15 protein-coding genes are annotated in these 17,733 nt (G+C 73.3%); 8 read left to right on the forward strand and 7 right to left on the reverse strand.

Going from position 1 to position 17,733, the window contains the following annotated elements:
* Positions 1-87 precede the first annotated feature (87 nt).
* Genes QSJ60_RS08110 through speB form a run of 3 tightly spaced genes read left to right on the forward strand, consistent with a single transcriptional unit; the run spans position 88 to position 4,012 of the window.
* Positions 88-1,386 carry an MFS transporter gene (locus tag QSJ60_RS08110; protein WP_285463247.1) on the forward strand — a complete coding sequence of 433 codons (1,299 nt, stop codon included), beginning with the start codon at positions 88-90 and terminating at the stop codon, positions 1,384-1,386.
* Positions 1,383-3,053, forward strand: a complete 1,671-nt coding sequence (locus tag QSJ60_RS08115) for an amidohydrolase (RefSeq protein ID WP_285463248.1) — start codon at positions 1,383-1,385, stop codon at positions 3,051-3,053. Before QSJ60_RS08110 ends, QSJ60_RS08115 begins: the two co-directional genes overlap by 4 nt.
* A complete protein-coding gene (gene speB, locus QSJ60_RS08120) occupies positions 3,050-4,012 on the forward strand; it encodes an agmatinase (RefSeq protein ID WP_285463249.1) in 963 nt (320 codons plus the stop codon). The genes QSJ60_RS08115 and speB overlap by 4 nt, the downstream gene beginning before the upstream one ends.
* On the opposite strand, the gene QSJ60_RS08125 is transcribed toward speB, so the two are convergent.
* The gene (locus tag QSJ60_RS08125) at positions 3,999-5,519 is read right to left on the reverse strand and encodes a PucR family transcriptional regulator (RefSeq protein ID WP_285463250.1); all 1,521 of its coding nucleotides are present in this window, start codon (positions 5,517-5,519) and stop codon (positions 3,999-4,001) included. The genes speB and QSJ60_RS08125 overlap by 14 nt on opposite strands.
* 183 nt (positions 5,520-5,702) lie before the next feature.
* Between QSJ60_RS08125 and QSJ60_RS08130 the strand changes: the two genes are divergently transcribed.
* From QSJ60_RS08130 to QSJ60_RS08150, 5 genes are all read left to right on the forward strand, one after another.
* Positions 5,703-6,689, forward strand: a complete 987-nt coding sequence (locus tag QSJ60_RS08130; RefSeq protein ID WP_285463251.1) for a Gfo/Idh/MocA family protein — start codon at positions 5,703-5,705, stop codon at positions 6,687-6,689.
* An 84-nt stretch (positions 6,690-6,773) separates the two neighbouring features.
* On the forward strand, positions 6,774-8,255 hold the full coding sequence (gene dacB, locus QSJ60_RS08135) for a D-alanyl-D-alanine carboxypeptidase/D-alanyl-D-alanine endopeptidase (protein ID WP_285463252.1): 1,482 nt from the start codon (positions 6,774-6,776) through the stop codon (positions 8,253-8,255).
* 73 nt (positions 8,256-8,328) lie between these two features.
* Positions 8,329-8,913: an isochorismatase family protein gene (locus QSJ60_RS08140; protein WP_285463253.1), complete on the forward strand. Its 585-nt coding sequence runs from the start codon at positions 8,329-8,331 to the stop codon at positions 8,911-8,913.
* Between the two features lie 28 nt (positions 8,914-8,941).
* Positions 8,942-9,778 (forward strand): alpha/beta fold hydrolase, encoded by an 837-nt coding sequence (locus tag QSJ60_RS08145; RefSeq protein ID WP_285463254.1) that lies wholly within the window; start codon positions 8,942-8,944, stop codon positions 9,776-9,778.
* 112 nt (positions 9,779-9,890) lie between these two features.
* Positions 9,891-10,943 (forward strand): hypothetical protein, encoded by a 1,053-nt coding sequence (locus QSJ60_RS08150; RefSeq protein ID WP_285463255.1) that lies wholly within the window; start codon positions 9,891-9,893, stop codon positions 10,941-10,943.
* Positions 10,944-11,046: 103 nt separating this feature from the next.
* Here the strand turns inward: QSJ60_RS08150 and hpaD are convergent, their stop codons facing one another.
* The 6 genes from hpaD to hpaH form a co-directional block, all read right to left on the reverse strand.
* A complete protein-coding gene (gene hpaD, locus QSJ60_RS08155; protein ID WP_189084447.1) occupies positions 11,047-12,189 on the reverse strand; it encodes a 3,4-dihydroxyphenylacetate 2,3-dioxygenase in 1,143 nt (380 codons plus the stop codon).
* A 42-nt stretch (positions 12,190-12,231) separates the two neighbouring features.
* Positions 12,232-13,767, reverse strand: coding sequence for a 5-carboxymethyl-2-hydroxymuconate semialdehyde dehydrogenase (gene hpaE / locus QSJ60_RS08160; protein ID WP_285463256.1), 1,536 nt, complete (start codon positions 13,765-13,767; stop codon positions 12,232-12,234).
* A 58-nt stretch (positions 13,768-13,825) separates the two neighbouring features.
* The gene (locus QSJ60_RS08165; RefSeq protein WP_189084449.1) at positions 13,826-14,494 is read right to left on the reverse strand and encodes a GntR family transcriptional regulator; all 669 of its coding nucleotides are present in this window, start codon (positions 14,492-14,494) and stop codon (positions 13,826-13,828) included.
* Complete coding sequence (locus QSJ60_RS08170; protein WP_285463257.1) at positions 14,491-15,999, reverse strand: fumarylacetoacetate hydrolase family protein; 1,509 nt, start codon at positions 15,997-15,999, stop codon at positions 14,491-14,493. Before QSJ60_RS08170 ends, QSJ60_RS08165 begins: the two co-directional genes overlap by 4 nt.
* A gap of 66 nt (positions 16,000-16,065) precedes the next feature.
* Positions 16,066-16,962 carry an aldolase/citrate lyase family protein gene (locus QSJ60_RS08175; RefSeq protein ID WP_285463258.1) on the reverse strand — a complete coding sequence of 299 codons (897 nt, stop codon included), beginning with the start codon at positions 16,960-16,962 and terminating at the stop codon, positions 16,066-16,068.
* Positions 16,947-17,732: a 2-oxo-hept-4-ene-1,7-dioate hydratase gene (hpaH, locus tag QSJ60_RS08180; RefSeq protein ID WP_285463259.1), complete on the reverse strand. Its 786-nt coding sequence runs from the start codon at positions 17,730-17,732 to the stop codon at positions 16,947-16,949. The genes QSJ60_RS08175 and hpaH overlap by 16 nt, the downstream gene beginning before the upstream one ends.
* Position 17,733 lies beyond the last annotated feature (1 nt).

Consider the following 17,733-nt stretch of genomic DNA (forward strand, 5'->3'; position numbering starts at 1 on the left):
GCCGCGCCTAGCCTCGTCGGTACCGGTCGCCGATCGCACGGCGCCCGGCTTCCCCCCGATCCGCATCGCTTCAGTGAGGAAACGATCGTGACATCCACCGAACCCCGCACCGTCGCCCGACCCCGCCGAGCCGCGCTCGCCGCGCTCGCCGGCACGAGCATCGAATGGTATGACTTCTTCATCTACGCGACGGCGGCCGCCCTCGTGTTCCGGCACGTGTTCTTCCCGCCGGACATGAACCCGGTGCTCGCCACGATCGTGGCCTTCGGCACGACCTCCTTCGGGTATCTCGGACGCCCCATCGGCGCGTTCCTCTTCGGGCACCTGGGCGATCGCTTCGGACGCAAGCCCGTGCTCATCGCCACGCTGCTGCTCATGGGCGTCGGCACCTTCGGCATCGGCCTGCTGCCCTCCTACGAGGTGGTGGGCCCGCTCGCCCCGCTCCTGCTCATCACCCTTCGCCTGCTGCAGGGCGTGGCCATGGGCGGCGAGTGGGGCGGCGCCGCACTGCTCGCGATCGAACACGCACCCGCCGAGCGCCGCTCCTTCTACGGCTCCTTCGCGCAGCTCGGCTCCTCGGTGGGCGCGACGCTCTCCTCGGCCGTGTTCGCGATCTCGGAACACATCGGCGACGGCCTCCTCGCGGGCTCGTGGCGCATCCCCTTCCTCTTCAGCGCCGTGCTGGTGGTCATCGGGCTCATCATCCGCTCGGTCGTCGGCGAGTCGCCCGAGTTCGTCTCGGCCCGCAGCGCGCAGGAGCTCTCGGCGGCCCCCGTGCGCGAGGTGTTCCGCACCCCGAAGCCACTGCTCATCGGCATCGGCGCCATGCTCGTCGCCACCGGCGGCTACTACGTGACGTCGTCCTTCTTCCTCGCCTATTCCTCGGAGCAGGCCGGCGTGCCGACGGAGCTGGTGCTGAACGCGCTCATCATCGCCGGCCTCTTCGAGATGGCCTTCGTGCCGCTCGCGGGCTGGCTCGGCGATCGATGGCGACCGCAGTACGTCGTCGCCGTGGGCCTCGCGGGCATCATGATCGTCGTGGTGCCGCTGTACCTGCTCGCGCACACGGGCTCGTTCCTCGTGATCACGGTCATGCTCGCCGTGACGGCGCTGTTCACCGGCTTCAACTACGGGCCGATCGCCGCCGTGCTCGCGTCGATCTTCCCGGTGCGAGTGCGATACACCGGCACCTCGCTCGCCTACCAGGGCTCCGCGCTCACGGCCGGGGCGCTCACCCCGATCGTGCTGCCGACGCTGCTCGGCATGTCCGAGGGTTCGCCGGTGCTGATCTTCGCCTACCTCGCCCTGCTCTGCCTCGTGGCGATCGGCTGCGTGCTCGCGACCCGCGGGCTGGCCGCGCGCGTCGAACGGGGGACCGTCGCATGACCGCCGTCACCGAACTCATCGTCAGCGGCCGGATCCGGCCGAGCGGCTCGGAGCGCCTCGTCGAGGCGATCCTCGTCCGCGACGGCCGGATCGCGGCGGCGGGATCGCTGCACGACTGCCGCGCCCACGCCTTCACGACGCCCGAGGAGCTCGAACTCGGCGAGCTGACCGTGCTGCCCGGCTTCGTCGACGCGCACTGCCACCCGCTCATGCACGGGCAGTTCGCCTCGTGGGTCGACTGCAGCTGGACGGCCGCACCGAGCATCGGCGACGTCGTCGAGCGGCTCCGCGAGCGCGGCGAGGCGCGGCCGGGCGCGATCCGCGGGCGCGGCTTCCATCACGGCAACGTCGCTGAGCGGCGGATGCTGAACCGGCACGACCTCGACCGGGTCAGCACCGATCGGGAGGTGCTCGTCTTCCACTCGAGCGGGCACGGCGCCATCGCGAACTCGGCGGTGCTGCGCGCGCTCGGCATCACCGCCGAGACGGCGGATCCGGAGGGCGGCCACCTCGGCCGCGATGGCGACGGTGCGCCCGACGGGACGTTCTGGGATGCCGCCGCCGATTGGCTGACCGGCGTCGCCGGCGTGAAGATCGGCAACAACGGGCCGAACTTCCACCTCTCCGACGACGCGGAGGAGCTCGGCGCGCAGCTCGCCGCCGCGCAGCGCGAGCTGCACTCGGTCGGTGTGACCTCGGTCGTCGATGCCCAGGTCACCGCGCGTGAGCTCGGCACGTACCTGCGCGCCCGAGACCGCGGCGAACTGACGCTGCGTGCGGAACTCCTCGTGATCTCGAGCCTGATCGAGCAGCTCGAGCAGCTCGGCGTGGCGGGGCGACTCGGCGACGAGCAGCTCGCGATCGCCGGGGTGAAGCTGTACTCCGACGGGGCGCTGACCGCCGCGACCGCGCGGTTCAGCTCCCCGTACTGCTGCGACCCATCTGACTTCGGCTACCTCTATCACCCCGACGGGGAGCTCGAGGGCATGATCGAGCGGGTCACTGCGCTCGGGCTGCCCACCGCGACCCACGCGCAGGGCGACGCCGCGATCGAGCTCGTCCTCGACATCCACGAGCGCCTGCAGACGGGGGGCCGAGCGCTCCGGCACCGCATCGAGCACTTCGGCGGGCCCAGCGAGGAGCAGGTGCGTCGCGCCGCGGAGCTCGAGCTCTGGCCGATCACCCAGCCGCAGTACCTCGCCCGCTACGGCGACGAACTGCTGGAGGCGCTCGGCGACCGCGCCGAACGGCTGACCCCGCTGGGCGAGATCCGCGATGCCGGGGCGCCCGTCGTGCTCTCCTCGGACGCCCCGGTCTGCCCGCCCGGGCCGCTCGAGGCGGTGCACGCGGCGGTGACCCGGCGAACGGCCGGCGGCCGGGTGCTCGGCGGACCGGAACTGCAGCTCGCCCTCGCCGAGGCGATCCTCGGCCACACGGCGACCGCCGCGGCCTCGATCAGCCGGGAGCACGCGGTCGGCTCCCTCGAACCGGGCCGCTTCGCGGACTTCGTCGTGCTCGACCGCGACCCCTACCTCGTCGGGACCGACGAGGTGCCCGCGATCCGTGTGCTCCAGACCTGGGTCGGCGGCGCGCAGGTGTACGAGGCCGAGCCGCGGCCCGACGAGACGACGGACGAGCGGATGCCGCTCGCGGAGGGAGCACGATGATCATCGGACCGGTGGACGGGCAGCGCTCGCCGCGCTACGCGGGCTTCAGCACCTTCGCGCGGCTGCCGCGGCTCGAGGATGTGGCGGACGCCGCGCTCGCGGTGGTGGGGGTGCCCTTCGACGCCGGCGTGACCTTCCGACCCGGAGCCCGCTTCGGCCCCGCGGCGATCCGCGAGGCCTCCCGCCTGCTGCGGCCGTTCAATCCGGCGCTCGGCGTCGCGGCGTTCGACCTCGTGCAGGTCGCCGACGCCGGAGACCTCGACGCCAACCCCTTCGACATCGCGACCGCGTTGGGCGAGATGGAGCGGGGGTTCCGCGCGCTCAGCGGGCCCGGGCGGCGCTTCGTGGCGCTCGGCGGCGATCACACCGTGGCGCTGCCGGCGCTCCGGGCCGTGGCGGAGGCGCACGGCCCGGTCGCGCTCGTGCACTTCGATGCCCATCTCGACACCTGGGACACCTACTTCGGGGAGGCGTACACGCACGGCTCGCCGTTCCGGCGGGCGAGCGAGGAGGGACTGCTGCGGCGCGATCGCTCCGCCCACGTGGGGCTGCGCGGTTCGCTCTACAGCGGCGACGACCTGCTGGACGACGAGCGGCTCGGCTTCACGGCGGTGCACAGCCGCGAGCTCGACGCGATCGGCGCGCCCGGCGTGCTGCGGCGGATCCTCGATCGCGTCGGCGACGCGCCCGTGTACGTATCGATCGACATCGACGTGCTCGACCCGTCGATGGCGCCCGGCACCGGCACGCCGGAGGCCGGCGGCATGACGAGTCGCGAGCTGCTCGAGATCCTCCGAGGGATGCGGGCGTTGAACCTCGTCGGCGCGGACATCGTCGAGGTGTCGCCGCCGTTCGACCACGCGGCGATCACCGCCGTCGCCGCCGCGAACCTCGCCTACGAGCTGCTCGGCATCATGGCCGAGCAGCTCGCGGCCGAACCGGCCGTCAGCCCCGGCTGAGCTGCACGGCCGCCCAGAGCTCGAGCCGACCGCGGAGTCCGGAAGGATCGAGGCCGAGCAGCTCGCCCGCGGCGTCGATCCGGTGGCGGAGCGTGTGCCGGTGCACGCCGAGCCGCCGCGCGGCCGGCTCCCAGGCGCAGTCGTGCTCGATCCACGCTTCGACCGCGTCCCAGAGCTCGCCGCCGGTGCGTTCGTCGTGCTCCCGCAGGGTGCGCAGCGTGGCGCGCGCGAGCTCGCCGGCACCCTCGGCGGCGAGTGCGCCGAGCACCCCGCCGGCGGTGAGGTCGCGGTACTCGGCGACGTGCGGCGCGATGCCGCCCGGCGCGCGGCGCAGGGCCACGCTCGCGTCGTCGAGCGCGCCGGGCAGTCCCGCGAGACTCGTCGCGGTCGTGCGCCCGGCCCGCAGCGCATGCTGTGCGATCACGCGGCGGACCGTCGCCTCGGCGGCCGCCTCGACGAGCACGACGATGCGGCCGTCGTGGCGACCGAAGAACAGCCCGCCCGTGTTCGCGTTCGCCGCGAGTTCGAGGGCGTCGAGCACGAGATCGGTCTCGGGCGCAGCGTCGAGCACGAAGACGCCGAGCGGCGGGCCGGGCAGCTCGCCCCACGCGTCGCGGGCGGTGCGCCCGGCGAGTTCCACCGCCCCGCCGAGGAGCTGCTGCAGCACGCCGTCCCGAAGATGCAGACGTGCGGCGGCGAGGGCGCGGTGCTGGGCGAGCGCGAGGCTCGCGAAGGCGATGACGCTGTTCACGAGGTCGGTGGCCGAGGGATCGCGGTCGCGCAACCCGGCCAGGACGATCGCGCCGTCCAGATGCTCGACCCCGATCGTCTGGAGGGCGTACTCGAGCCCATCCACCTCGAGCCTGGAGGCGCCCCGCACGCCGCGGCCGAGGGCTTCGGCGACCGCGGTCCGCAGCCCGGGCGCGGCCGGTCGCGAACGGTCGGAGGCGAGCTGGGAACCCGCCGCGTCGAACAGCAGCACCCGGCAGTCGAGTTGCCGCTCGAGCTCGGCGACGATCGAGGCGAGTCCGTCGGGGCGGAGCGCGGCCTTCGTGAGTGCGCGCTGCGCGGCGACCGACCAGCGGATCCGCTCGGTGCGCTGCGCGTCAAGCGCCTCCGCCACGAACTGGATGTACGCGAGGTAGGGCGTGAGGTCGGTCATCTCGATGAGCGGCAGCCCGTGTGCTCGGCAGGCCGCGATGAGCGCGGCCGGTGTCTCGCCGTGGTGCAGCCGCGCGCCGAAGCCGAGCCCGACGATACCGTGCCGCTGCAGTCGCGCGACGTAGTCCTCGTAGCGCTCGTCCGGCGTCGCGCCAGGCGGGAACTGCGCGCCGTCGGTGAGCAGCAGGTGGCCGGCGGCGAGGAACGGCGTCGGGTCCGGCAGGTCCGAGCCGTGCACCCAGGAGATCGGTCGTTCGATCGAGTCCGGGGAATCGCCCGGCACGAGCAGCAGCAGGCGGTCGCCCCCGAACTCGAGGAGGCTGCGGATCGTCGGCGGCGCGGACATCCCGGAAGTATATGAGGGCCCAAGACGAAAGGCCCGGGATCGCCGGGCCGTTCGCACGTTCCCGCGGAGGACGGGAATGACCTGCACGCTAGGCGAGGCCGCCGGAATCCGCAGCCTCCCCGATCTGGGGACAGGGGCGGAGCCGGCGAGAGAAGACCGGGCCCGCGGCCCTAGGCTTGCCCCATGACCGATCGACTCCGCTGGGGCATCCTCGCGACGGGCGGCATCGCCCGCCTCTTCACCGCCGACCTGAAGCTCGCCGGCTTCGACGTGCGCGCCGTCGGCTCGCGCAGCGCGGCGTCGGCCGCCGCCTTCGCGGCGGAGTTCGGCATCCCCACGGCGCACGCGGGCTACGAGGCGCTGCTCGCCGACCCCGAGGTCGACGTCGTCTACGTCTCCACGCCGCATCCGCTGCACGCCGAGAACGCCGTCGCGGCGCTCGAAGCCGGCAAGCACGTGCTCGTCGAGAAGCCGTTCGCCCTGAACCGCGCCGACGCCGAGCGCATCCGCCAAGCCGCCGTGGCGAACGGCCGGCTGGCGCTCGAGGCGATGTGGACGCGCTACCTGCCGCACATGGTGCGCATCCGCGAGCTGATCGCGGCCGGCGCGCTCGGCGAGGTACGCTCGCTCATCGCCGACCACACCCAGCTGCTGAGCGACGACCCCGCCCACCGCATCAACGCGCTCGAGCTCGGCGGCGGCGCCCTGCTCGACCTCGGCATCTACCCGATCTCGTTCGCGTGGGACCTCTTCGGCGAACCCGCCGCCATCCGCTCCTCCGCCGTGTTCAAGGAGACGGGCGCCGACGCGCAGATCGCGACGATCTTCCAGTACTCGGGCGGGCGCACCGCCACCACGTACTCCGCGAGCGACACCCGGGGCCCGAACCGCGCCGCGGTCATCGGCACGGCCGCGCGCATCGAGATCGACGAGGTCTGGTACTCGCCGACGAGCTTCCGGCTCATCGCGGCCGACGGCGGCGTGCTCGAGACGTACGAATCACGGGTCGAGGGGCGCGGGATGCAGTTCCAGGCCGCGGCGTTCGAGGCGCTCGTCGCCGCCGGTCGCCTCGACGGCGGCGAGCTGCTGTCGACCGCCGAGACGGTGGGGATCATGGGCACGCTCGACGCGATCCGCGCCGAGATCGGCCTGCGCTACCCGGGGGAGTGACGCCGTCGTCGCGCGTCGTCACCGCACCCTGGTGCTGAGCCGCGCTCAGGAAGCGTGGAGGCATCCCCTCCGTAGAATGCCCTGGTGAACGAGCGGATGGATGAGGCGCGTGCACCCGGGGGTGCGAGCGCTTCGACCGACCCCGCATCCAGCGGCCTGCTCAGCCGAGTGCGCGCCGTCCTCGGTGCGCACCGCCTCGCGACCGCGATCGGCGCCGGGGTGATCGGCCTGCTCCTCCTGGGAGGCGGGGCACTCGCCGTGGGGGCCGCCACCCGCACGCCGCCGGCCCCCGCTCGCGTCGCCGCGGCGGCGGCGTCGACCCCGACGGCCGAGCCGCGACCCAGCCCCGACGCCGTCGCGGCCGCCGTCGCACTCCGCACCTGCTCGGTCGCCGACCTCGCGGCCGACCCGCGCCTCGCAGCGCTGCAGGCCCAGGTCGTGAACGCCGGCACCGGCGAGGTGCTGTTCGACCGGGGCGGCTCGACGCCGTCGCGCACGGCGAGCGTCATGAAGGTCCTGACCTCGGCGGCCGCCCTCGCCGTGCTCGGTCCCGACTACCGGGCCACCACGACCGTCGTGAAGGGCGCTGAGCCCGGCACCGCCGTGCTCGTCGGCGGCGGAGACGTCACCCTCTCACGCACGCCGAGCGGCGACGAGGGCGTCTACCCGGGGGCCGCGCATCTCGACGATCTCGCCGCGCAGGTGCGCGCCGCGTGGGACGCGGACCCGTCGAACCCGCCGCTCACCCGTCTCGTGCTCGACGCGAGCTACTTCGGCGGCGAGGAGTGGCAGCCGAGCTGGAACCTGAAGGAGCGCGACGACGGCTACATGTCGAACATCGCGGCGCTCATGGTCGACGGCGACCGAGACGATCCGTTCTCGAACACCTCGTTCCGCAGCGACGACCCGGTCGGGCGCGCCGGGCAGGCCTTCGCCGACGAGCTCGGCGGCATCGGGACGATCGAGCGGGGAACGGCGCCAGCGGGCGCGGCGCAGCTCGGCGCAGTGTCCTCCCCGACGGTCGCGCAGCTCGTCGACAAGGCGCTCGTCGTCTCCGACAACACGGTGGCCGAGATGCTCGCCCGTCTCGTGGCGATCGAGACCGGTGCGGGCAACAGCTTCGACGCCATCAACGCGGGGGTGCTGCAGGGCCTGGCGGGCTACGGCGTCGACACCTCGGGCATCGTGATCGTCGACGGCTCCGGGCTGTCCGACGACAATGCCGTGCCGCCCGCGTATCTCACGCGGCTGTTCCAGAAGATCGCGGCGCGCGAGGGACAGCTCGGCGTGCTGCTCGACGGGCTGCCGGTCGCGGGGGAGCGCGGCTCCCTCTCCTACGACGACCGCTTCACGGGCGACAACGCGGTCGCCGACGGCCAGGTCATCGCGAAGACCGGATGGATCGACACCGGCTACACGCTCGCGGGCGTCATCCACGCCGCGGACGGCACGACCCTGACGTTCGCGATCTACGCCCTCGGCGACGTCTCCGACGACGCGAAGCAGGCGATCGACACGCTCGCGACCGGCTTCTACCGCTGCGGCGCTCAGCTGTCGAACCGCTGATCCGTCCGGCCGCGTCGGGCCGGCGGTGCTGCGGCGAGGTGCCGAGCGCGCCCGGCGAGGGCACAATGGAGGCATGACGAAGGCGCTGTTCATCATCGACGTGCAGAACGACTTCACCGAGGGCGGGGCGCTCGGGGTCGACGGCGGGGCCGCCGTCGCGGCGGGCGTCACCGACTACCTCGCCGAGCACCGGGACGAGTACGAGCTCGTCGTCGCCTCGCGCGACTGGCACGACGGCGACAGTGACAACGGCGGCCACTTCGCCCGCGATGCGGCGCCAGACTTCGTCGACACCTGGCCGGTGCACTGCGTCGCAGGAACGCCCGGCGCCGAGTACCATCCGGCGCTCGACGTCACCGACGTCGACGTGCACATCCGCAAGGGCCAGGGCGAGCCCGCCTACTCGATCTTCGAGGGCACCGACGAGGCTGGTCGCGGCATCGCCGACCTCTTGGCCGAACGCGGCATCACCGAGGTCGACGTCGTCGGCATCGCGACCGACTACTGCGTACGGCAGAGCGCCCTCGACGCACTCGAGCACGGGCAGCGCGTGCGCGTGCTCATCGGGCTCGTCGCCGGCGTCGCGCCGGAGTCGTCCGAGGCGGCGCTCGCCGAGCTCGGCCACGCGGGCGCCGAGATCGTCGCGGCCGACGCATGAGCCGAGGGCGCACGGGGCGGGCCGAAGCGTGAGCCCGACCCTGCCCGGGGCGGCGGGGCCTGTCCTGCACGCCGAGGCGGAGGACGGCTCGCTCATCGCGTACCGACGCACCCCGGCGGCGGAGGCGACCGCCGATCACGCCGCGGCGCTGCCGCCCGTGCTCCTCGTGCACGGCTTCGGCGCCGACGGCGCGATCACCTGGCAGGGCACCGGCTGGGTCGAGGCGCTCGGCCGGGCCGGGCGCGAGGTCGTGACGGTCGACCTCCGCGGCCACGGCGACAGCGACGCCCCGCTCGAGCCGTCCGCCTATCGCGCCGAGGTGCAGGGGGCGGATCTCGCGGCCGTGCTGGACTCGATCGGCGCCAGGCGGGCCGACGTCGTCGGCTACTCCCTCGGCAGCCGCATCGCGGCCGCCCTCGCCCGGCGCGAGCCCGCGCGGGTGCGGCGCATCGTGATCGGCGGGACGGGACCGGAGGAGCTCTTCGCGAGCTGGGACCTCGGGCGCGCTCGGCAGCTGCTCCGCACGGCGGACAGGTCGGCGCCACGAGCGGACGACGCTCCGGATGCCGCAGCGCGCGGGCCGGAGGACGCCGTCATGCGTGCGGTGCTCGGCACGGCGCTCCGCTCCGGCGCCGATCCCGAGGCGCTGCTCGCCTGCATCGAGGGGGTCGCCGGCGCGCCCCTGGAGCTGCCGCCGGGCCTGCCGGCGCTGCTCGTCGCGGGGGCGCTCGACCCGGTGCCGCGCGGTGCCGCCGAGCTCGCCCGCGAGTGGGGCGCCGACTTCCTCGAGATTCCCGGCCGGGACCACGTCTCGACGCTGACCTCGCGCACGTTCAAGGACGCCGCCATCCGCTTCCTGGGCTGAACGGGCAGCGCTCCCGAACTGGGGGTGGGCCGGGCGTCGCGCCGGCGATTCGGGGCGCTAGAGTCGTCCTCGCCCGGGCCCGATGCGCGTGCCCGCGAGAGGAGCCTCCCCCGTGACCTCGACCCCAGCCCGGATCGTCCCGGCCGCGCTCGCCGCCGGCCTGCTGTTCGCCGCGGTCTCGGCAGCCGCTCCCGCTGCCGCCGATTCGGCGCCCGCCGCCGAGTGCCGCACGAACTGCACCACGGTGTTCGACACCGCGGGCCTGCACACGATCAGCATCCCGGCCGGCGTCGTCTCGCTGCAGGCGACCGTGTCGGGCGCGGCGGGCTCGCCCGCGGCGGCGGCGCTCGGCCTCTTCCCCGACGCCGTCGGCGGCGCGGGCGGCGTCAGCACCGTGACCCTCGGAACGAGTCTCGGCGGCAGCGCGCTCACGGTCCTCGTCGGCGGGGCCGGCCAGGGCAGCGCGCTCGCGGATGCCGCAGGCGCACTCCTCGTCGTGGCCGGCGGCGGAGGCGACGGCGGCTACGCCGGGCGCTTCGAACTCCCCGACCAGCTCTTCGCCGCCTATCCGGGCGGGGCCGGCGGTGCGCCGAGCGCGCCGGGCGTCGCACCCGGCGGCGACGGGACGACGTTCGGCACCGGCGCGTTCAACGGGGCGGGTGGCGGCCTCTCGGGCGGCGCCGGCGGGACCGGCGGCGCGAGCGGCGATGCAGGCGAGGCCGGCGCTTCGAGCGCGCCCGGCACGATCACGCTCTCCGCGGGCGGCGCCGGCGGGACGCTCGCGGTGCAAGACGACCGCTTCCAGGCGGGTGCCGGTGGTGGTGGATACACGGGCGGCGGCGGTGGCGCGGTCGCGCTCGACGCCGTCGACGGCGGGGACGAGATCATGATCGACGTCGTGGGCGCCGGCGGCGGCGGGTCGGGCTTCCTCGCGGACGGGCTCGCCGCGGTGGCCGGGGAGCCGAACCCCGGCGCAGCGTCCGTGACGCTCGTCTGGTCGCTCCCGCCCCTGCCCGCGCCCGAGCCGGTCACGCCGGCGGCCGAACCCGCAGGGCCGCGGCTCGCCGAGACCGGCGCGGAGCCGCTGCCGTTCGCGCTCGGCGCGCTGCTCGTCGTCGGGGCCGGTGCCGGGCTCCTCGCCGCGCGTCGTCGCCGCACGGCCTGAGCGCCCCGCGACGCGGGACGCTCCTGAGACGCTGAACGCCGCCCGGCGATCCCCGGAAGACGGGGCCGTCGGGCGGCGTTCGTGCGTGGCGTGAGGCGGCGGCTCAGAGGGTGTTGCCGAGCTTGAAGCCCTGCTCCTCGTCGCCCTTCCGCGTGTACGAGAAGCCGTCGGCCCCGATCGTGACCTCCATCTCGCTGTCGTCGGTACGGGCGACGACGGGCTTCGGGTTGCCGTCGAGGTCGAGCACCAGCGAGGCATCCGTGTACCAGCTCGGCACGACCGGGTTGCCCCACCAGTCGCGGCGCTGGTTGTCGTGCACGTCCCAGGTGACCACGGGGTTGTCGGGGTCACCGGTGTAGTAGTCCTGCGTGTAGATCTCGACGCGGTGGCCGTCGGGGTCGCGCAGGTACAGGTAGAACGCGTTCGAGACGCCGTGACGGCCCGGTCCGCGCTCGATCGCGTCGGAGCGGCGCAGCGAGCCGAGCTTGTCGCAGATCGCGAGGATGTTGTGCTTCTCGTGCGTGGCGAAGGCGACATGGTGCATGCGCGGCCCGTCGCCGCCCGTCATCGCCGTGTCGTGCACCGTGGGCTTGCGACGCATCCACGCCGCGTAGACCGTGCCCTCCTCGTCCTGGATGTCCTCCGTGACGCGGAAGCCGAGCGACTGCATGAAGTTCACGGCGCGCGGCACGTCGGGGGTGACCTGGTTGAAGTGGTCGAGGCGCACGAGCTCGCCCGGCGTGTGCAGGTCGTAGCGCCACGACAGCCGCTCGACGTGCTCGGTCTGGAAGAAGAACTCGTAGGGGAAGCCCAGCGGGTCCTCGACGCGCACCGAGTCGCCGATGCCCTTCGTGAAGCCCTCCGCCCGGCGCTCGACGCGGCAGCCGAGCTCCGAGTAGAACGCCACCGCCTTGTCGAGGTCCTCCGGGGTGCGCACCCGGTACGAGAAGGCCGCGACGGCGGCGACGGGGCCCTGGCGCAGCACGAGGTTGTGGTGGATGAACTCCTCGGTGGAGCGGAGGTAGATCGCCTCCTCGTCCTCCTCGGTGACGTACAGCCCGAGCACGTCGACGTAGAACACGCGGGAGGCCGCGAGGTCGGTCACGATGAGCTCCATGTACGCGCAGCGCAGGATGTCTGGAGCGGGCGCCGAGGGCGTCGGCACCGGGTTATCGCTGTGGATCGGGGCCTCCTGGCTCACGTAGAAGCCGGAGGAGGTGAGGGTCATTTCGTCGCGGTGGGTCATGTCAGCGTCCTTGCCTGGGGTGGAGTCTGGGGCGTGGGCCGGTCAGCGGGGGTCCGGGTCGTCGAGGTCCGATTCGTGGACCTCCTGCTTGCCGAACGTCGGGTTGTGCGGGGCGCCGAGCGTGATGTGCACGCTCTGCTGGTCGGTGTAGAAGTCGATCGAGCGGTAGCCGCCCTCGTGGCCGAGGCCCGAGGCCTTGACGCCGCCGAACGGGGTGCGCAGGTCGCGCACGTTGTTCGAGTTCAGCCACACCATGCCGGCCTCGACCGACTGCGCGAAGTTGTGGGCGCGCTTCAGGTCGTTCGTCCAGATGTAGGCGGCGAGCCCATACTTCGTGTTGTTCGCGAGGGCGAGCGCCTCCTCCTCGGTGTCGAACGGGGTGATCGCGACGACCGGTCCGAAGATCTCCTCCTGGAAGATGCGCGCATCGGGCGAGACGTCGGCGAAGACCGTCGGGGCGACGTAGTTGCCCTCGGGGAAGCCCTCGGGGCGACCGCCGCCCGCGACGAGGCGGCCCTCAGTCTTGCCGAGCTCGACGTAGCTCATCACCTTGTCGTAGTGCTCGGGGTGCACGAGCGCGCCGACCTCGGTCGCCGGGTCGTGCGGGTGGCCGACCTTCACGCGCTTCGCCTGCGCCGCGTAGCGCTCGACGAACTCGTCGTAGACGTCGCGCTGCACGAGGATGCGGCTGCCCGCGGTGCAGCGCTCGCCGTTCAGCGAGAAGACGCCGAAGATGCAGGCGTCGATCGCGACGTCGAGGTCGGCGTCGGCGAACACGACCGCCGGGCTCTTGCCGCCGAGCTCCATCGAGAGGCCCTTCAGGTACGGCGCGGCGTTGCCGAAGATGAGCTGCCCGGTGCTGCTCTCGCCGGTGAACGAGATGAGCGGCACGTCGGGGTGCTTCACGAGCGCGTCGCCGGCGTCCTCGCCGAGGCCGTTCACGAGGTTGAAGACGCCCTTCGGCAGGCCCGCCTCCTCGAAGATGCCGGCCCAGAGCGAGGCGGAGAGCGGGGTGAACTCGGCCGGCTTCAGCACGACCGTGTTGCCGGTCGCGAGGGCGGGGCCGAGCTTCCACGACTCGAGCATGAACGGGGTGTTCCACGGCGTGATGAGCCCCGCGACGCCGATCGGCTTGCGGTTCACGTAGTTCATCTGCCGGCCGGGGACCTTGAAGGCGTCGTCGGCCTGGGCGACGATCAGGTCGGCGAAGAAGCGGAAGTTCTCGGCGGCGCGGCGGGCCTGGCCGAGCGCCTGGGTGATCGGCAGGCCCGAGTCGAAGGACTCGAGCTCGGCGAGCCGGGCGTCGCGCGACTCGACGAGGTCGGCGATCTTGTGCAGCACGCGCGAGCGCTCGCGGGGGAGCATCCGCGGCCAGGGGCCCTCCTGGAAGGCGCGCTTGGCGGCGGCGACGGCGCGCTCGACGTCGGCCTTCTTGCCGGCGGCGGCGTGCACGTAGGTCTCGTTCGTGACGGGGTTCAGCACCTCGAACGTGTCGCCGTCGATCGAGTCGACGAACTCGCCGTCGATGTAGTGCTGGATCTTCTCCGGCAGATCGGCCGGGCGGTACGCGTCGGTCATGCGGTTCTCACCTTCATCGTGTCGTGGCGCCGAACCGTTGCGGCGGCGCCGGTGGGGCTCAGGGGGTCGGGGTGTGCGCGTGCTGCTCGGCCTGGTAGGCGAGCACGGCGTCGAGCGTCGCGGTGCGGTGACCGCGGGCGGCCAGCTCGATCTCGATCGCGGCGGCGCCGTCCTCGATGAGCCGGAGGATGGCCTCGTGCTCCTCGACGGAGGACTGCGCGCGGCCCGGCACGAAGCTGAACGAGGAGTCGCGCAGCACCTTCATGCGGTTCCAGCCGCGGTGCACGAGGTCGAGGATGTGCGGGTTCGGGCACTCCTCGAAGAGCACGGCGTGGAACTCGAGGTTCAGCGCGGTGAAGCGGTGCGGGTCGAAGGCGTCGAGGCTCTCGCGCATCCGTTCGTTCACGGCGCGGGCCCGGGCGACGTGCTCCGCCGTGAGCGTCGGCGCGGCGAGTGCGGTCGCGGCGCCCTCGACGAGGGCGAGGGTCTGCATGGTGTGCAGGTACTCGGTCTCCTGGATGAGGGCCACCTGCGCGCCGACGTTGCGCTCGAAGGTGACGAGCCCCTCGGCCTCGAGCAGGCGGATCGCCTCGCGGACGGGGACGACCGAGACGCCGAGCTCCCGCGCGATCGTGCCGAGCACGAGCCGGAAGCCCGGCACGTAGCGGCCGTCGTCGATGCGCTCGCGGATGAAGCGGTACGCCTGCTGCGCCTTGCTCTCGTTCATCGGGACGCCTCCGCGCGCTCGGCCTCGTACTTCGCGCGCCACTCCGCGTTCATGGGGAAGAGGCCGTCGACGGATGCCCCGGCGGCCACCTGCTCGGCGACCCAGGCGTCCTCGCGCTCCTGCGCGGCGGCCTCGGCGGCGACCTCGGCGGCGATGGCGGCGGGGATGACGAGCACGCCGTCGCCGTCGCCGACGATCACGTCGCCGGGCTGCACGGCGGCGCCGCCGCAGGCGATCGTGACGTCGGTCTCCCACGGTACGTGGCGGCGGCCGAGCACGCTCGGGTGCGGGCCCTGCGAGAACACGGGGATCTCGAACTCGGCGACCGCGTCGAAGTCGCGCACCCCGCCGTCGGTGACGATGCCGGCGGCGCCGCGCACCTGGGCGCGCAGGGCGAGCACGTCGCCCACGGTGCCGGTGCCGCGCTCGCCGCGGGCCTCCACGACGAGGACCTCGCCGGGGGCGACCTGATCGAAGGCGCGCTTCTGCGCGTTGAAGCCGCCGCCGTGCTCCTTGAAGAGGTCGGGGCGGAAGGGGATGAACCGCAGCGTCTTCGCGGTGCCGACGATGCGGTCGCCGGCGTGGTTCGGGAAGACGCCCTCGATGAAGACGTCGTGGTAGCCGCGCTTGCGCAGGGCCGCGGAGATCGTCGCGACAGCAGCCTGCGAGAGGAGTTCGCGCACCTCGGGGTCGAGGCCGGCCGGCGCGGCCTCGCGCACGGCGGCGGCGGAGTCGGGCGCGCTCGCGCGGCCGTCGGCGACCGCGGCGAGCAGCTCGGCTTCGCTGCCCCAGGCCTCGAGGCGCTGGTCGTCGTCGATGGCGGGCTTCGTGCCGAAGTCGCCGAAGGCGTGCTCGCCCTGGGTGACCGTGGTGACGAGGCGGCCGGTGCTCGGCGCGCCGGGCGCGGCGGGGGCGTCGACCTCGACCTCGACGACATCGCCCGGGACGACGACGGAGGAACCGGCCGGCGTGCCGGTGAGGATCACGTCGCCGGTCTCGAGGGTGAGGTGCTGGGAGAGGTCGGCGACGAGGCGGCCGAAGGGGAAGAGGAGCGTGTCGGAGGTGTCCTCCTGCACGAGTTCGCCGTTGACCCAGGTGCGGACGCGCCATCCGTCCTGCCCGGCGACTGAGGCGGGGATCGCGGCCGGGCCGATCGGCGTGAAGCCGTCGCCGCCCTTGTTGCGCACGTTCGAGCCCTTGTCGGCCGAGCGCAGGTCGTAGACGCCGAAGTCGTTGGCTGCGGTCACGGCGGCGATGTGCGACCAGCCGTTCTCGGGGGAGACCCAGCGCGCGGGCGCGCCGATGACGATCGCGATCTCGCCCTCGAAGGCGAGCAGTTCGGTGTCGGCGGGACGTTCGATGGTGCCGCCGGTCGCGGCGAGCGAGGAGGCCGGCTTGAAGAAGTAGCTCGGCTGGGCGGGGGTGCGGCCGCGCTGCGCGGCCCTCGACGGGTAGTTGAGGTGCACCGCGATGATCTTGCCCGGGGTGGGGATACCGAAGGTCATTGACGTCCTCGTCTCGTTGTATCTGAAATGATATACGATCTGGCGACGCGGCGGAAGTGCCGGCGCTCAGTAGCTCTCGCGGGGGGTGCTCGCGTCCGAGGCGATCGCGCCGGAGGCAACCGCGCCGTCGCCGGCCCGCTCGTTCGCGGGGTGCGCCCCGATGAAGCGGTCGGCGAGTGCCTCCGAGGCGCGCGCCAGGATCGCGACGTCGGCGCCGACGGCGGCGAACGCCGCGCCCTCGGCGAGATAGCGGTCGGCGTCCGCCGGGACGAAGGCGTTGATGCCGGCGGGCTTGCCGGCCGCGCGCGCGGCCTGGATCGCGGTCAGCGCGGCGTCGACGACGTCCGGATGGCTCGGCTGGCCGAGCAGGCCCATCGAGCCCGCGAGATCGGCCGGCCCGATGAAGATGGCGTCCACGCCGTCGACCGCGAGGATCTCCTCGACATTCGCGACCGCGGCCGCCGACTCGATCTGCACGATGAGGCTCACCGTCTCGGAAGCCCGGCCGAGGTAGCCCTCGATGCGGTTCCACCGGGAGGAGCGGGCGAGCGAGGCGCCGACGCCGCGCGCGCCGTGCTCGGCGGGAGCGACGTCGCCGCCGGCCGGGCCCGGGTAGCGTACGGCGCGGACGAGCTCGCGGGCCTGCTCGGCCGAGTCGACCATCGGCACGAGCAGGTTCTGCACGCCGAGGTCGAGGTACTGCTTGATGAGCACGGCGTCGCCGATCGGCGGCCGCACCACGGCCGAGACCGGGTAGGCCGACATCGCGTACAGCTGGTGCAGGATCGACCGCAGGTCGTTGGGGGAGTGCTCGGCGTCGAGCAGCACCCAGTCCACGCCGCTGCCCGCGGCGACCTCGGCGACGATCGGGCTGGCCGAGCAGACCCACATGCCGATCTGCGGGCGGTCGGCCGCGGCGAGGCGGGCCGAGAACGTCTGCGGGGCGTTCATTCGAATCGGCACGTGATCGCCCCCAGCTGGCCGTAGTCGGCGTGCACGGTGTCGCCGCGCTCGACCCACATCGGCCGGGTGAACGAGCCCGCGAGCACGATCTCGCCCGCCTCGAGGGACTGCCCGTGCTGCGCGAGCTTGTTCGCGAGCCAGGCGACGCCCATCGCGGGGTGGCCGAGCACGGCCGCGGCGACGCCCGACTCCTCGATCGTCTGGTTGCGGTACAGCAGCGCGCCGACCCAGCGCAGGTCGAGCTCGTCCACCTTGACCGGACGACCGCCGAGCACCATGCCGCCCATCGCGGCGTTGTCGCTGATGGTGTCGACGATCGTGCGGCCCTCGAGCTCGATGTGCGAGTTCAGGATCTCGAGGGCCGGCACGACGTAGGCGGTCGCGTCGAGCGCGTCGAAGATCGTCGTGTTCGGGCCTGCGAGCGGCTTCGCGAGCACGAAGGCGAGCTCCACCTCGATGCGCACGTTCGAGAAGCGGTCGTACTCGACCGTCGCGCCGGACTCGAACACCATGTCGTCGAAGATCACGCCGTAGTCGGGTTCGGTGATGCCCGTCGCGACCTGCATCACCTTCGAGGTGAGGCCGATCTTGCGGCCGACGAGGCGGGCCCCGGCGGCGGCGCGGCGCTCGGCCCAGAGCTTCTGCACGGCGTACGCGTCCTCGACGGTCATGCCGTCGTGGCGGGCGGTGAGCCGCGGCACGATGCCGCGGTCGCGATCGGCGATGAACAGTTCGTCGGCGATCGCCTCGATGGTGGACTGATTCAGCACG

This window comes from Agromyces sp. NBRC 114283, assembly GCF_030268405.1.
Taxonomy (GTDB): Bacteria; Actinomycetota; Actinomycetes; order Actinomycetales; family Microbacteriaceae; genus Agromyces; species Agromyces mediolanus.